Source organism: Ramlibacter sp., assembly GCF_035548915.1.
Taxonomy (GTDB): Bacteria; Pseudomonadota; Gammaproteobacteria; order Burkholderiales; family Burkholderiaceae_C; genus Ramlibacter.
This window is the reverse complement of sequence record NZ_DASZSE010000028.1, coordinates 284,130-296,896: the sequence shown is the minus strand read 5'-3', so window position 1 is coordinate 296,896 and position 12,767 is coordinate 284,130. Positions and strand designations below refer to the sequence as shown.

Genomic DNA, 12,767 nt, shown 5'->3' with positions numbered 1-12,767 from the left:
GATCGAGCCGCCGGCGCCGGCGGCGTTGTCGACCACGATGCTCGTGCCGCCCAAGGGCTTTCGCAGCGCTTCGGCGAGGTCGCGCGCGACGCGGTCGGTCGGGCCGCCGGCGGCGAACGGCACGACGATGGTGATCACACGGCCGGCGGCGGGAAAGTCGGCCGCCCGCGCCGTGACGCAGACCGCCGCAAGCAGGACGAGAGGCAGCGATTTCAGAAACTGTTTCATGGGGAGATTCTCCGGGTGCGCGAGGCCCCGAATCATCGCAGCCTGCCGCCGGGGGCTGCCATACCGGGAACTACGTAGCGCCCTGCGGGCGCGCATCAGCCGTAGCGCCCAGCGGGCGCGCATCAGCGATAGCTGCGCGCGTCTTCGATCACCTTGCCGTCGTTGGGGAGGCTCCCGGGAGCAAGCAGCACGACTTCGCCGCGCAGCTTCGTCACTTCGCGGATCGCCTCGCCGATGCGGCCGTGCAGTCCGTCGTGCGCGCCGGCCGTCTCCACGTTGAGCGTGAGCACGTCGTTCGCCATCTCGCCGCTCACGACCAGGCGTGCGCGCACGATCTCCGGGAAGCGGCGCGCGATTTCCGCCACCTGCGCGGGGTGCACGAACATGCCGCGGACCTTCGTGGTCTGGTCGGCGCGGCCGAGCCAGCCCTTGATGCGCATGTTGGTTCGCCCCGTGGGGCATGTGCCGCGCAGCACGGCCGACAAGTCCCCGGTGCCGAAGCGGATGAGCGGGTAGGCCGTGTTCAGGGTAGTCACCACCACCTCGCCCACTTCGCCCTCGGGCACGGGCTCGCCGGTGCCGGGCCGCACGATCTCGACGATCGCACCTTCTTCGACCACCATGCCTTCGCGCGCCGTCGTCTCGTACGCGATCATGCCGAGATCGGCCGTTGCGTAGGACTGATAGGCCGCGATGCCGTGTTCGCCGAACCAGTCGCGCAGGCTCGGCGGAAGCGCTTCGCCGCCCACCATCGCTTTGCGCAGGCTCGCGATGTCGACGTTCGTTTCGTGCGCCTTCTCCACCAGGATGCGCAGGAAGCTCGGCGTGCCCACGTAGCCGTCGGGCCGCAGATCCTGCATCGCCTGCACCTGCATCTCGGTCTGGCCGACGCCCGCTGGGAATACGCTGCAGCCGATCGCGTGCGCGCCGGATTCGAAAATGAAGGCCCCCGGCGTCATGTGGTAGCTGAACGCGTTGTGCACGAGGTCACCGGCGCGAAAGCCGGCCGAGAACATCGCGCGGCCGCATCGCCAGTAGTCGCGCACGGCCTGATCCGGCTCGTAGATGGGACCGGGCGAAGCGAAGACGTGCGGCATGCCGGGCCCGCGCACCACCGTGGCGAAGCCGCCGAAGACGTCGGTGCCGCGCATCGCGCGCTGGGTTTCGTACAGCTCGCTCTTGCGCGTGACCGGCAGTTTGGCGAGCGCCGTGCGCGACGTCACGGCTTGCGCGTCGACCCCCTCGAGGATGCGCGCGAACGCGCCCGACTTCGACTGCGCGTGCGCGATCTGCGGACCAAGCGCCGCCATCAGCTGCGCCTCGCGCTCGGCGGGGTCGCGCGTTTCCAGTGCGTCGAAGTGTTCGCTCATCTGCCGACTTTCTTGCGCGCGTGCGTCATGCGAGCCATCTCTTGCGGCGCTTGTAGCTCTTCACGTCGCGAAAGCTCCTGCGCTCGCCGCTGCCCACGCCCAGGTAGAACTCCTTCACGTCCTCGTTGTTCGCGAGATCGGCGGCGGCACCGTCCATGACGATGCGACCGCTCTCGAGGATGTAGCCGTAGTCGGCATAGCGCAGCGCCATGTTGGTGTTTTGCTCGGCAAGCAGGAACGTCACCTTCTCGCGCGTGTTGAGGTCCTTCACGATCTCGAAGACTTCCTGCACGATCTGCGGGGCGAGACCCATCGAGGGTTCGTCCAGCAGGACGAGCGAAGGGTTCGCCATCAGCGCGCGGCCGATGGCGCACATCTGCTGCTCGCCTCCCGAGGTGTAGGCGGCCTGCGAGGCGCGGCGCACCTTCAGGCGCGGGAAGTAGCTGTAGACCTTCTCCAGGTTGGCCGCCACGGCCGCCTTGGCCGATCGCGTGTACGAACCCGTGAGCAGGTTCTCCTCGATCGTGAGATGGGCAAAGCAGTGGCGGCCTTCCATCACCTGCACCACGCCGCGCCGCACGAGCTCGGCGGGCGACAGGTTTTCGATGCGCTCGCCGCGCAACTCGATCGAGCCCTTGGTCACTTCGCCGCGCTCGCCCTTCAGGAGGTTCGAGACGGCGCGCAGCGTGGTCGTCTTGCCCGCGCCGTTGCCGCCGAGCAGCGCCACGATGCCGCCTTCGGGCACGCGCAGCGACACGCCCTTCAGCACGAGGATCACGTGGTTGTAGATGACCTCGATGCCGTTGACTTCGAGAACGACGTTGCGCGGCTCCATGGCGGCTCGCTTACGACTGGCAGTCGGCCGGCGTGCGGCGCGAGAGCTTCTTCTCCGCCGCGTACTTGTCGGCCGTGGTCTTCACGAGCGGCTTGAGCACCTGCTCGTCGGCTTGCAGCCAGTCGGAGGAGAACTGCCACTTCTGTCCGTCCCACGTGTGCACGCGCGCCCAGTTGGAGCCCATGTGGTCCACGCACGACGTGCTGATCGGCCGCATCACGCCCTTGAAGCCGAGCGCGTCGAGCTTCGCCTGCGTGAGGTTCAGGTTCTCCAGGCCCCACCGCACCTGCTCGCCCGTCATGACCTTGCCCTTGCCGAAGCGTTCCTGCGCGGCGCGCACACCCTCGACGCCGAGCATGGCGCTCATCGCGCCGCGCATGTAGAGCACCGAGCCGGCTTCCTCCTTCGGCCCCGTGCCCTGGCCCTTGGCATGCACCTTCTCCAGTATCTCCTTCACGACCGCGGACTGCGGCTCGGCGCCGTGCTGCATCGTGACCGCGTTGTAGCCCTTGGCCGCTTCGCCCACGTCCTTCACGTCGGGCTCGGCGCCGGACCACCACACGCCGTACATGTGGTCGCGCGGATAGCCCGTGGCCACGGCTTCCTTCAGCGCGGTGGAGTTCATCACGCCCCAGCCCCAGAGCAGCACGTAGTCGGGTCGGTTCTGGCGAATCTGCAGCCAGGTGGCCTTCTGCTCCACCCCCGGCGCCGTCACGGGCAGCAGCGTGAGATCGAACTTGTGCATGGCCGCGCGTTCCTGCAGCAGCGGGATCGGCTCCTTGCCGTAGGGGCTGTCGTGGTAGACGAGCGTGATCTTCTTGCCCTTCAGCTTGTCGAAGCCGCCCTCGCGCTTGGCGATCGTCTGCACGAGCGCGTCGGCCGCGAGCCAGTACGTGCCCGCGAGCGGGAAGTTCCATTTGAAGACGCCGCCGTCCTGGCTTTCGCTGCGGCCGTAGCCTGCCGTCACGAGCGGAATCTTGTCGCCCGGCGCTTTTTCCGTGAGCGCGAACGTGATGCCGGTGGAAAGCGGCTGGAAGAGCGTCGCGCCACCGTGCTTGCCCTTCAGGCGTTCGTAGCATTCGACGCCGCGCGCGGTGTCGTAGCCCGTCTCGCATTCCTCGAAGACGATCTTCACGCCGTTGATGCCGCCGCGCGCGTTGGTGAGCTTCAGGTAGTCCACGTAGCCGTTCGCCCAGGGCACGCCGTTGGGCGCGTACGGCCCGGTGCGGTACGGCAGGACGGGAAAGAACTGCTCCTTCGCCTGCGCGAACGCGCTGGTCGAGAGCGCGGATGCCGCGGCGACGACGGCGGCGGCGAGGACTGCTGTGCGCAACTTCATGGCTGTCTCCTGGTTGAGGGTAATGGCGCTGTCAGTGAAAGGGAGAAGGCGCGGGACACGCATCGGGACTTGCGAGCAAGGGTTAATGCTGAAACGGTCAATGCGGAAACGGCCAGAGCCTCAGCTTCTGCTTGCCCGTGGACCAGAGGCGCGCGAGCCCGTGCGGCTCGACGATCAGGAACCACACGATGAGCGTGCCGAACACGATCAGCTCCGCGTGCGAGATGCCGGCCGTCGAAATGTCGAGTCCGACCCAGCCCGTCACGACCGGCAGCGCCTGGTTGAGCCAGATCGGCAGCAGCACGATGAAAGCCGCGCCGATGAAACTGCCCATGATCGAGCCCATGCCGCCGATGATCACCATGAAGAGAAGCCGGAACGATTGCTCCAGCGAGAACGCCGCGGGCTCCCACGCGCCGAGGTAGACGAAGCCCCACAGCGCCCCCGCGACGCCGATGATGAAGGAGCTCACCGCGAAGGCGCTCAGCTTCGCGTACATCGGCCGGATGCCGATCACGGCCGCGGCGACGTCCATGTCGCGGATTGCCATCCATTCGCGCCCGATGGCGCTGCGCACCATGTTCTTCGCCAGCAGCGCCACCACGCAGACGATCGCGAGGCACAGCAGGTACTTGTCGCGCGAATGCTCGATGGGAAAGCCGAACACCTGCAGCCCCGAAACCGAAACCGAGCCGGAAGGCGAATCGTTGGTGAGCCACTTGATGCGCAGGAACATCCAGTCGGCGAAGAACTGCGCGGCGAGCGTCGCCACCGCGAGGTAGAGGCCCTTCACGCGCAGGCTCGGCAGCCCGAAGAGGATGCCGAACGCCATCGCGCAGAGGCCGCCCAGCACGAGCGCGCCGAGAAGCGGCATGCCCGGCACGCGCACGAAGAAGTTGTAGGCGCCGTAGGCCCCCACCGCCATGAACGCGCCGGAGCCGAGCGAGATCTGGCCGCAATAGCCGACCAGGATGTTCACGCCGATGGCGGCGAGCGACATGATGAGAAACGGGATCAGGATCGCGCGGAACATGTAGCCGCTCGCGAGCGCGGGCACCGCGAGGAAGGCGACGAGCAGCAAGGCGAGGAGGAACCAGCGGTCCTGCAGCAGCGGAAAGATCTGCTGGTCGGCGCGGTAGCTGGTCTTGAACTGGCCGTTTTCGCGGTAGATCATTCGTCAGACCCGGTCGATGATTTTTTCGCCGAAGAGGCCTTGCGGCCGCACGAGCAGGAACAGGAGGGCAAGCACGTAGGCGAACCAGATCTCGATGCCGCCGCCCACGAAGTGGCCGAGGTACACCTCGGAGACTTTCTCGCCGACGCCGATGATGAGCCCACCCACGATGGCGCCCGGCACGGAGGTGAGGCCGCCCAGGATCACGACCGGCAGCGCGCGCAGGGCAACGGTGGAAAGCGAGAACTGCACGCCGAGCTTGCTGCCCCAGATCATCCCGGCCACGAGCGCGACCACGCCCGCCACGCACCACACGACGACCCAGATGCGCTCCAGCGGGATGCCGATCGATTGCGCGGCCTGGTGGTCGTCGGCCACGGCGCGCAGCGCGCGGCCCGTCGAGGTCTTCTGGAAGAAAAGGCTCAAGGCCAGCACGAGCGCCGCCGCGATGCAGGCCGCGACCAGGTCTTCCTTGTTCACGAGAATGCCGCCTTCGAACGTCTTCTCGAACAGGATCACCGGCTCCTTCGGCATGCCCACGTCGATCTTGTAGATGTCGTTGCCGAAGATGCTCTGGCCGATGCCGTCCAGGAGATAGGCGATGCCGAGCGTGGCCATGAGGAGCGTCGCGCCCTCCTGGTTCACGAGGTGGCGCAGCACAAGCCGCTCCACGAGCCAGGCCACGCCGAACATGATCGCGCCGGCGCCCGCGAACGCGAGCGTGTTCGCAACGAATGCGTTGTCGAAGCCGAGCCACTGCGGCAGCCATTGCGCGAGGCGCGCCATGGCGAGCGCTGCGAAGAGCACCATAGCGCCCTGCGCGAAGTTGAAGACGCCCGAGGCCTTGAAGATCAGCACGAAGCCGAGCGCCACGAGGGAATACAGCATGCCCGTCATGAGGCCGCCGATGAGGGTTTCGAGGAAAAATCCCATGGGTCAGGCTCCGCCGTCATTCCCGCGCAAGTGGGAATCCAGGGCGCGCGCGAAGCGCGTGGATCGCTGTCCACCGCGAAATACGCGACGATGGATTCCCGCGCGCGCGGGAATGACGACAGGTTGTTGCGTCATCATTGCGCCGTCCCCAGATAGGCCTTGATCACGTCCGGGTTCGCGCGCACTTCCTGCGGCGTGCCGTCGCCGATCTTCCTGCCGTAGTCGAGCACCACCACGCGGTCGCTGATGTCCATCACCACGCCCATGTCGTGCTCGATCAGGACCACCGTCGTGCCGAATTCGTCGTTCACGTCCAGCACGAAGCGGCACATGTCCTGCTTTTCCTCCAGGTTCATGCCGGCCATGGGCTCGTCCAGGAGCAGCACCTGCGGCTCCATCGCGAGCGCGCGGCCGAGGTCCACGCGCTTTTGCAGTCCGTACGGCAACTGCCCCACCGGCACCTTGCGATACGCCTGGATCTCGAGGAAATCGATGATGCGCTCCACGTATTCGCGATGGCGGATCTCCTCGCGTTCGGCCGGGCCGATGCGGATCGCCTGCGCGAGGATGCTGCTTCGGATGCGCAGGTTGCGCCCCGTCATGATGTTGTCCAGCACGCTCATGCCCTTGAAGAGCGCGAGGCTCTGGAAGGTGCGGGCGATGCCCATCTGCGCGACCTGGCGGCTTCGCATGTGGCGAAAGCTCTGCCCGCGAAACGTGATCGTGCCTTGCTGCGGCTGGTAGACGCCGTTGATGCAGTTGAGCATCGAGCTCTTGCCCGCGCCGTTCGGGCCGATGATGGCGCGAATCTCATGCTCGCGAACGTCGAAGGAGATGTCGGTGAGCGCCTTCACGCCGCCGAAGGCGAGCGAGATGTCCTTCACGTCGAGAATGACCTCGCCGCACCTGCGCACCGAAGTGTCGCCGGATCGCTGCGAAGCCGCCCCGCCACCCGCGCCGCCCAGGTCTCTCATGGTCTTCATGCCGCCGCCCTCACCGGCGCGAAGGTGCGGGCATCCACGATCTTCAGCGTCGCGCTCACGCTGCCGGTGCGCCCGTCTTCGAACTTCACCTGCGTCTCAATGTACTGCTCATCCCTGCCCCCGTACAGGGCATCGACCAGTACTGCGTACTTCTCGGCGATGAAGCCGCGCCGGACCTTGTTGGTCCGCGTGAGTTCGCCGTCGTCGGCGTCGAGCTCCTTGTGCAGCACGAGGAAGCGGTGAATCTGGCCTCCCGCGAGCTTCTCGTCGGCCGCGAGATCGGCGTTCACCTTCTCCACGCAGTCCTGGATCAGGCGATACACCTGCGGCTTCTGCGCGAGATCGGTGTAGCCCGCGTACGGCAGGTTGCGCTTCTCGGCCCAGTTGCCCACCGCTTCGAAGTCGATGTTGATGAGCGCGCACGCCTTCTCGCGGCCGTCGCCCACCGCCACCGCTTCCTTGATGTACGGGAAGAACTTCAGCTTGTTCTCGATGTACTTGGGAGCGAACATCGAGCCGTCGGCGAGACGGCCCACGTCCTTCGCGCGGTCGATGATCTTCAGATGGCCGTGCGCGTCGAGAAAGCCCGCGTCGCCGGTGTGGTACCAGCCGTCGCTCGTCTTCGCCTGCGCGGTCGCCTCCGGGTCGCGCCAGTATTCCTTCAGCAGGCCCGGCGAGCGCACGAGGACTTCGCCGTTTTCCGCGACGCGAATCTCGACGCCGCTGCAGGGGATGCCGACGGTGTCGGCCCTCACCTGGTCGTCGGGCTGCATGCACACGAACACCGCGGTCTCGGTGGAGCCGTAGAGCTGCTTCAGGTTGATGCCGATCGCGCGATAGAAGCTAAAGAGATCGGGCCCGATCGCCTCGCCCGCCGTGTAGGCGACGCGCACGCGCGAGAAGCCGAGGTTGTTGCGCAGCGGCCCGTAGACCAGCGCATCGCCGATCGCGTACTCGATGCGATCGAGCCAGCCCACCGGGCGCTTGTCGCGCAGGGCGGGACCGACGCGGCGCGCGACGTTCATGAAGCCATGGAACATCGCGCGCTTGATCGCGCCCGCATCCTCCATGCGGATCATCACGCTCGTGAGCAGCCCCTCGAACACGCGTGGCGGCGCGAAGTAGTAGGTGGGGCCGATCTCCTTCAGGTCGATCATCACGGTGTCCGGCGACTCGGGGCAGTTCACCACGTAGCCGCACGCGAGCCACTGCGCGTAGCTGAAGATGTTCTGCCCGATCCACGCGGGCGGCATGTAGGCCAGCACTTCCTCGCTGGAGGTGAGGTGATCGAATTCCGCGCCGGCGCGGCCGCGATCCAGCAACGTGCGGTGCGTGTGCACGACGCCCTTCGGATGGCCCGTCGTGCCGGAAGTGAAGAACATCGCGGCCACGTCGTCCGGCCGGCCCAGGCCCACTTCCGTGTCGAAGAAATCCGGGTGCAGTTGCGCGAAGGCGCGGCCTTCCTCGGCCAGCGAGTCGAGCGAGGCGAGGCCCGCTGCCAGGTAGTTGCGCAGCCCGCGCGGCTCGTCGAACCAGATGCCCGCGAGCTGCGGACACTGCGAGCGGATCTCGAGGAGCTTGTCCACCTGCTCCTGGTCCTCGGCGAACGCGAAGCGCACATCGGCGTTGTTGATCGGAAACACGCATTCGGCGGCCGTGGCGTCCTGGTACAGCGGCACGGGGATCGCGCCGAGCGCCTGCGAGGCAAGCATGGTGGCGTACAGGCGCGGCCGGTTGGTGCCGATCACCACGATGTGTTCGCCGCGGGCGAGTCCCGCCTGGTGCAGGCCACATGCGATGTGGCGCACGAGAAGCACGAGCCGCGACCACGTCCACGTCTGCCAGATGCCGAATTCCTTCTCGCGCATGGCGGGGGCGTCCGGCCGTTCGGCGGCGTGGCGCAAAAGCAGCCTCGGGAAAGTGGTGTCCATGCGTGGCCTCTGCTCGATCGGTTCCAGCGGATGCTAGGAACGACTTTGACGCCATCTTGTCTTTGCAACGACAATCCTAGGGAATCTCCTATCAGGTCCTGTACCCATGCCCACCGAGCTCTCGCTGCATCAGCGCCGGCGCGACCCCGCGCCGAACGAGCTCGCGGGCATCCCCTGGCTGCCGGTGCTGCGGCGCGAGGAACGCGAGCGCATCGTGGGCGACATCAAGGTCGGCGATGCCTTGCCCGGCGACTACGTTTGCCGCATCGGCCGGCGCGTGACCTACTGGTTCGGCGTGGTCGAGGGCCTGCTCAAGATGAGCGCGGAGGACGAAGAGGGCCATCCGCTCACCTTCGCGGGCCTGCCGCCGGGCGGCTGGTTCGGCGAGGGCACCGTGCTGAAGCGCGAGGTGTACCGCTACAACGTGCAGGCCCTGCGCCGGAGCGTCGTCGCGGGGCTGCCCGCCGACACGTTTCACTGGCTGGTCGAGCATTCGCTCGGCTTCAACCGTTTCGTGATGGGACAGCTGAACGAGCGCCTCGGGCAGTTCATCGCGGCGCGCGAAATCGACCGGATGAACAACCCCGACCTGCGCGTCGCGCGCAATCTGGCGTCGCTCTTCAATCCCGTGCTGTATCCGGGCGTGGGCGAAATCCTGCGCATCACGCAGCAGGAACTCGCCTATCTGGTGGGACTCTCGCGGCAGCGGGTCAACGAAGCGCTGGCCGCGCTGGAGGCACGCGGCCTGATCCGTGTCGAATACGGGGGCTTGCGCATCCTGAATCTGCAGGCACTCCGATCGCTCGACCCGCAGACTTTGCCGGCCGTGCATGCGCACCGACGCGACAGCGACAGCGATCGCGCCTCCCTTCTTCCGTCACTCCCGCGAAAGCGGGAATCCAAGGCTTCCCTCACGCATGCCTGATGCGCCTTCGACCACGCGCCTGAACAAGCGCATGGCCGGGCTCGGCCTGTGTTCGCGCCGCGAGGCGGACGAATGGATCGCTCGCGGCTGGGTGAAGGTCAACGGCGCGGTCGCCGAGATGGGCATGCAGGTGGCCGACGACGCGCGCATCGACATCGACCCGCGTGCGCGGGGCGCGCAGCAGCAGCAGGTGACGATCCTGCTTCACAAGCCGGTGGGCTACGTGAGCGGCCAGGCCGAGGACGGCTACGAGCCGGCCATCGTCCTCGTGCAGCCGCGCAACCGCTGGCGGGACGACCCGTCGAACGTGAAGTTCGCGCCGTCGCAGCTGAAGGGGCTCGCGCCAGCGGGGCGGCTCGACATCGACTCCACCGGCCTTCTCGTGCTCACGCAGGACGGCCGCGTGGCGCGGCAGCTGATCGGCGAGGACTCCGGGATGGAAAAGGAGTATCTCGTGCGGGTGACGTATGGCGAAGCGGTGCGCGACGTGCAGCGGGCCTTTCCGGCGGCCCAGCTCGCGCGGCTGCGGCAGGGCCTGAGTCTGGACGGGCGGCCTCTGAAGCCCGCGCGTGTGGACTGGCAGAACGCGCAGCAGCTTCGCTTCGTGCTCACCGAAGGACGCAAGCGCCAGATCCGCCGGATGTGCGAACTGGTGGGGCTGAAGGTGGAAGGCCTGAAGCGCGTTCGCATCGGGCGCGTGATGCTCGGGCAACTGCCCCAGGGACAGTGGCGCTATCTGGCGCCGCACGAGCGGTTCTAGGGCTTCGCGTCAGTAGGCAATAGGTTCACGGGGCGGCGGCAGTCGATCCTGCGGGAGGGTTGTGCAGGAGCGATGAGCGTCGAGCTGCCGGCTAATGCGTGCCTAAGCCGGCTGCTGTAAGGTCCAGGGCCTGCAACGGAGTTTCGCAAATGCGGGTGCTGCTGGTGGAAGACGACGAGATGATCGGCCAGAGCCTGAAAGACGCCCTGGCGGCGCAGGGCTGGTCGGTCGACTGGGTGAAGGACGGCCTGCTCGCACAAAGCGCACTGTCCGATGGCGACTACGCGTGCATGCTGCTCGACCTCGGGCTGCCGCGCCGCGACGGCGTGGAAGTGCTGCGCAAGGCGCGCGGCAGCGGCGACACCACGCCCGTGCTCGTGCTCACCGCGCGCGACGGCATCGATGACCGCGTCTCGGGGCTCGACCTCGGCGCCGACGACTACCTCGCGAAGCCCTACGAACTGCGCGAACTGCTCGCGCGCATGCGAGCGGTCATTCGCCGCCGCGACGGCAGCGCGCACTCGGTGATCGGCAACGCGCACGTCCAGCTCGACATCACGACGCGCGAAGTCGTCGTGCAGGGCGAACGCTCGCAACTCTCGGCGCGCGAATTCGCGCTGCTGCACGCGCTCCTCGAGCGGCCCGGCGCGATCCTCTCGCGCGAACAGCTCGAAAACCGCATCTACGGCTGGGGCGAGGAAGTCACGAGCAACGCCGTCGATGTGCTCATCCACGGCATGCGCCGCAAGCTCGGGGCCGACACCATCCGCAACGTGCGCGGCCTGGGCTGGCGCGTGGCGGCCGCGCCGGCACAGGGGGGTGCGCCATGAGACTGCATTTCTTTCCTCGAGGTCCGATGTGTTCGGTGCGGCGCGCGCTGATGCTGTGGCTCGTGCCGCTCTTTCTGCTCGTGGGCATTGCGTCGGCGGCGATCTCGTACTGGACCTACAGCCGGATGGTGGGCGCGTTCCTCGACGATCAGATGGAGGAACTCGGCCAATCGCTCGCGCAGCAGACGCGGTCGATCGCCGTGCCGAAACAGGACGCCGACCGCGTGCACAAGTGGGGAAGCTATGTGGTCCAGGTGTTCGACCGGGACGGCGCGGTGCAGACGACGTCCTGGCCGCAACTGCGCCTGCCGCGACTGCCGAGCCCCGGCTTCCACGATATCGCCTTCGAAGGGCGCGACTGGCGCGTCTTCGTCGCGGCGCCCACGGCCGCGGGCGGCACGGTGCAGGTGATCCAGAGCGGCGCTTTCCGCTCGCAGCTGTACTTCGAACGTGCCGGCGCGGCGCTGCTGCCGGTGCTCGCGCTGCTGCCGCTGTCCCTCTTCGTGCTGTGGGGCATCGCGCGCATGATGTCGCATGCCTTGCAGGACATCGGCCGCCAGGCCGCCCGGCAGGACGAGCACAACATCGCGGAATTGCCGCTCGAGCGCGTGCCGCAGGAGATCAGGCCTTTCGTGCTCTCGTTCAACAGTCTTCTCGGGCGCCTGCGCGAAGCCTTCGCCGCGCAGCGCCGCTTCATGCAGGATGCCGCGCACGAATTGCGCACGCCGATCACGGCGATCGGCCTGCAGCTCGAGAACCTGCGCGGCGACGTGTGCAACGGTGAAGCCGCGCAGCGCTTCGCGCAACTGGAAGCCGGCGTGCGCCGCGCGCAGCGCCTGGTGGACCAGATGCTCAAGATGTCTCGCCAGGAAGCGACGGCCGGCGATAACGCGGCGCCGGTGGACCTGCAGGCGCAATTGCGCGAGAGCATGAACACGCTGATCGCGCTTGCGGACCAGCGCAACATCGACCTGGGGCTGGTGGGCCCGGAGAAGCCCGCCTCTTCCATGATGCTGCGCTGCGCTCCCGGCGACCTGCGCAGCCTGCTGGACAACCTGATCGAGAACGCGCTTCGCTACACGCCCGAAGGCGGCGTGGTGGATGTGCGCCTGCTAGAAGAGCACGGCAAACCTGCGATCGAAATCGTGGATACGGGGCCGGGCATTCCGAGCGAGATTCTGCCGCGCGTGTTCGATCGCTTCTTCCGTGTGCCGGGCGGCGGCGCGGGCGGCAGCGGCCTCGGACTTTCGATCGCGCGAAGCGCTGCCGAGCGGTGCGGCCTGAAGCTCACGCTGCGCAATCGGCAAGACAGAAGCGGCCTCATCGCGCGTGTCGAAGCGGCGCAACCGGCCGGCATCTCGAAGGGCGCATCGAGCCCGCGCGCCGAAGGCAGCCTTGCTCACGCGGGCCTAAGAGAGCGCTAAGGCTGCGCTAAAGACAGGCACCTAAAGTGAAACCA

The 12,767-nt window shown here is 67.3% G+C and carries 11 protein-coding genes and 1 pseudogene; 4 read left to right on the top strand and 8 right to left on the bottom strand.

Annotated elements, in window-relative coordinates; all coding sequences use genetic code 11:
- The 8 genes and pseudogenes from VHA82_RS10110 to VHA82_RS10075 all read right to left on the bottom strand — a co-directional run.
- Window positions 1–228, bottom strand: a pseudogene (locus VHA82_RS10110) (tripartite tricarboxylate transporter substrate binding protein BugD); the annotation flags it as partial.
- A gap of 122 nt (window positions 229–350) precedes the next feature.
- Entirely contained in the window at window positions 351–1,598 is a 1,248-nt protein-coding gene (locus tag VHA82_RS10105) for a phenylacetate--CoA ligase family protein (RefSeq protein WP_325543085.1), read from the bottom strand.
- A 25-nt stretch (window positions 1,599–1,623) separates the two neighbouring features.
- Entirely contained in the window at window positions 1,624–2,433 is an 810-nt protein-coding gene (locus VHA82_RS10100; RefSeq protein ID WP_325543083.1) for an ABC transporter ATP-binding protein, read from the bottom strand.
- A 10-nt stretch (window positions 2,434–2,443) separates the two neighbouring features.
- Window positions 2,444–3,772 (bottom strand): ABC transporter substrate-binding protein, encoded by a 1,329-nt coding sequence (locus VHA82_RS10095; protein ID WP_325543081.1) that lies wholly within the window; start codon window positions 3,770–3,772, stop codon window positions 2,444–2,446.
- 97 nt (window positions 3,773–3,869) lie between these two features.
- A complete protein-coding gene (locus VHA82_RS10090) occupies window positions 3,870–4,946 on the bottom strand; it encodes a branched-chain amino acid ABC transporter permease (RefSeq protein WP_325543079.1) in 1,077 nt (358 codons plus the stop codon).
- A 3-nt stretch (window positions 4,947–4,949) separates the two neighbouring features.
- Entirely contained in the window at window positions 4,950–5,879 is a 930-nt protein-coding gene (locus VHA82_RS10085) for a branched-chain amino acid ABC transporter permease (protein WP_325543077.1), read from the bottom strand.
- A 134-nt stretch (window positions 5,880–6,013) separates the two neighbouring features.
- Complete coding sequence (locus tag VHA82_RS10080; protein WP_325543105.1) at window positions 6,014–6,853, bottom strand: ABC transporter ATP-binding protein; 840 nt, start codon at window positions 6,851–6,853, stop codon at window positions 6,014–6,016.
- A gap of 5 nt (window positions 6,854–6,858) precedes the next feature.
- Window positions 6,859–8,793 carry an AMP-dependent synthetase/ligase gene (locus VHA82_RS10075; protein ID WP_325543075.1) on the bottom strand — a complete coding sequence of 645 codons (1,935 nt, stop codon included), beginning with the start codon at window positions 8,791–8,793 and terminating at the stop codon, window positions 6,859–6,861.
- Window positions 8,794–8,899: 106 nt separating this feature from the next.
- Here VHA82_RS10075 and VHA82_RS10070 point away from each other — a divergent pair, with 106 nt between their 5' ends.
- The 4 genes from VHA82_RS10070 to VHA82_RS10055 all read left to right on the top strand — a co-directional run bounded on the left by VHA82_RS10070 (window position 8,900) and on the right by VHA82_RS10055 (window position 12,732).
- Window positions 8,900–9,718: a Crp/Fnr family transcriptional regulator gene (locus tag VHA82_RS10070; protein WP_325543073.1), complete on the top strand. Its 819-nt coding sequence runs from the start codon at window positions 8,900–8,902 to the stop codon at window positions 9,716–9,718.
- Window positions 9,711–10,478, top strand: a complete 768-nt coding sequence (locus VHA82_RS10065) for a pseudouridine synthase (RefSeq protein WP_325543071.1) — start codon at window positions 9,711–9,713, stop codon at window positions 10,476–10,478. Before VHA82_RS10070 ends, VHA82_RS10065 begins: the two co-directional genes overlap by 8 nt.
- Window positions 10,479–10,627: 149 nt before the next feature.
- On the top strand, window positions 10,628–11,308 hold the full coding sequence (locus VHA82_RS10060) for a response regulator transcription factor (RefSeq protein WP_325543068.1): 681 nt from the start codon (window positions 10,628–10,630) through the stop codon (window positions 11,306–11,308).
- Window positions 11,305–12,732 carry an ATP-binding protein gene (locus tag VHA82_RS10055; RefSeq protein ID WP_325543066.1) on the top strand — a complete coding sequence of 476 codons (1,428 nt, stop codon included), beginning with the start codon at window positions 11,305–11,307 and terminating at the stop codon, window positions 12,730–12,732. The genes VHA82_RS10060 and VHA82_RS10055 overlap by 4 nt, the downstream gene beginning before the upstream one ends.
- Window positions 12,733–12,767 lie beyond the last annotated feature (35 nt).

Coding starts and splice junctions, on each gene's coding strand:
- VHA82_RS10105 (WP_325543085.1), bottom strand. CDS start 1,598: ATGAGCGAACACTTCGACGCACTGGAAACGCGCGACCCCGCCGAGCGC.
- VHA82_RS10100 (WP_325543083.1), bottom strand. CDS start 2,433: ATGGAGCCGCGCAACGTCGTTCTCGAAGTCAACGGCATCGAGGTCATC.
- VHA82_RS10095 (WP_325543081.1), bottom strand. CDS start 3,772: ATGAAGTTGCGCACAGCAGTCCTCGCCGCCGCCGTCGTCGCCGCGGCA.
- VHA82_RS10090 (WP_325543079.1), bottom strand. CDS start 4,946: ATGATCTACCGCGAAAACGGCCAGTTCAAGACCAGCTACCGCGCCGAC.
- VHA82_RS10085 (WP_325543077.1), bottom strand. CDS start 5,879: ATGGGATTTTTCCTCGAAACCCTCATCGGCGGCCTCATGACGGGCATG.
- VHA82_RS10080 (WP_325543105.1), bottom strand. CDS start 6,853: ATGAGAGACCTGGGCGGCGCGGGTGGCGGGGCGGCTTCGCAGCGATCC.
- VHA82_RS10075 (WP_325543075.1), bottom strand. CDS start 8,793: ATGGACACCACTTTCCCGAGGCTGCTTTTGCGCCACGCCGCCGAACGG.
- VHA82_RS10070 (WP_325543073.1), top strand. CDS start 8,900: ATGCCCACCGAGCTCTCGCTGCATCAGCGCCGGCGCGACCCCGCGCCG.
- VHA82_RS10065 (WP_325543071.1), top strand. CDS start 9,711: ATGCCTGATGCGCCTTCGACCACGCGCCTGAACAAGCGCATGGCCGGG.
- VHA82_RS10060 (WP_325543068.1), top strand. CDS start 10,628: ATGCGGGTGCTGCTGGTGGAAGACGACGAGATGATCGGCCAGAGCCTG.
- VHA82_RS10055 (WP_325543066.1), top strand. CDS start 11,305: ATGAGACTGCATTTCTTTCCTCGAGGTCCGATGTGTTCGGTGCGGCGC.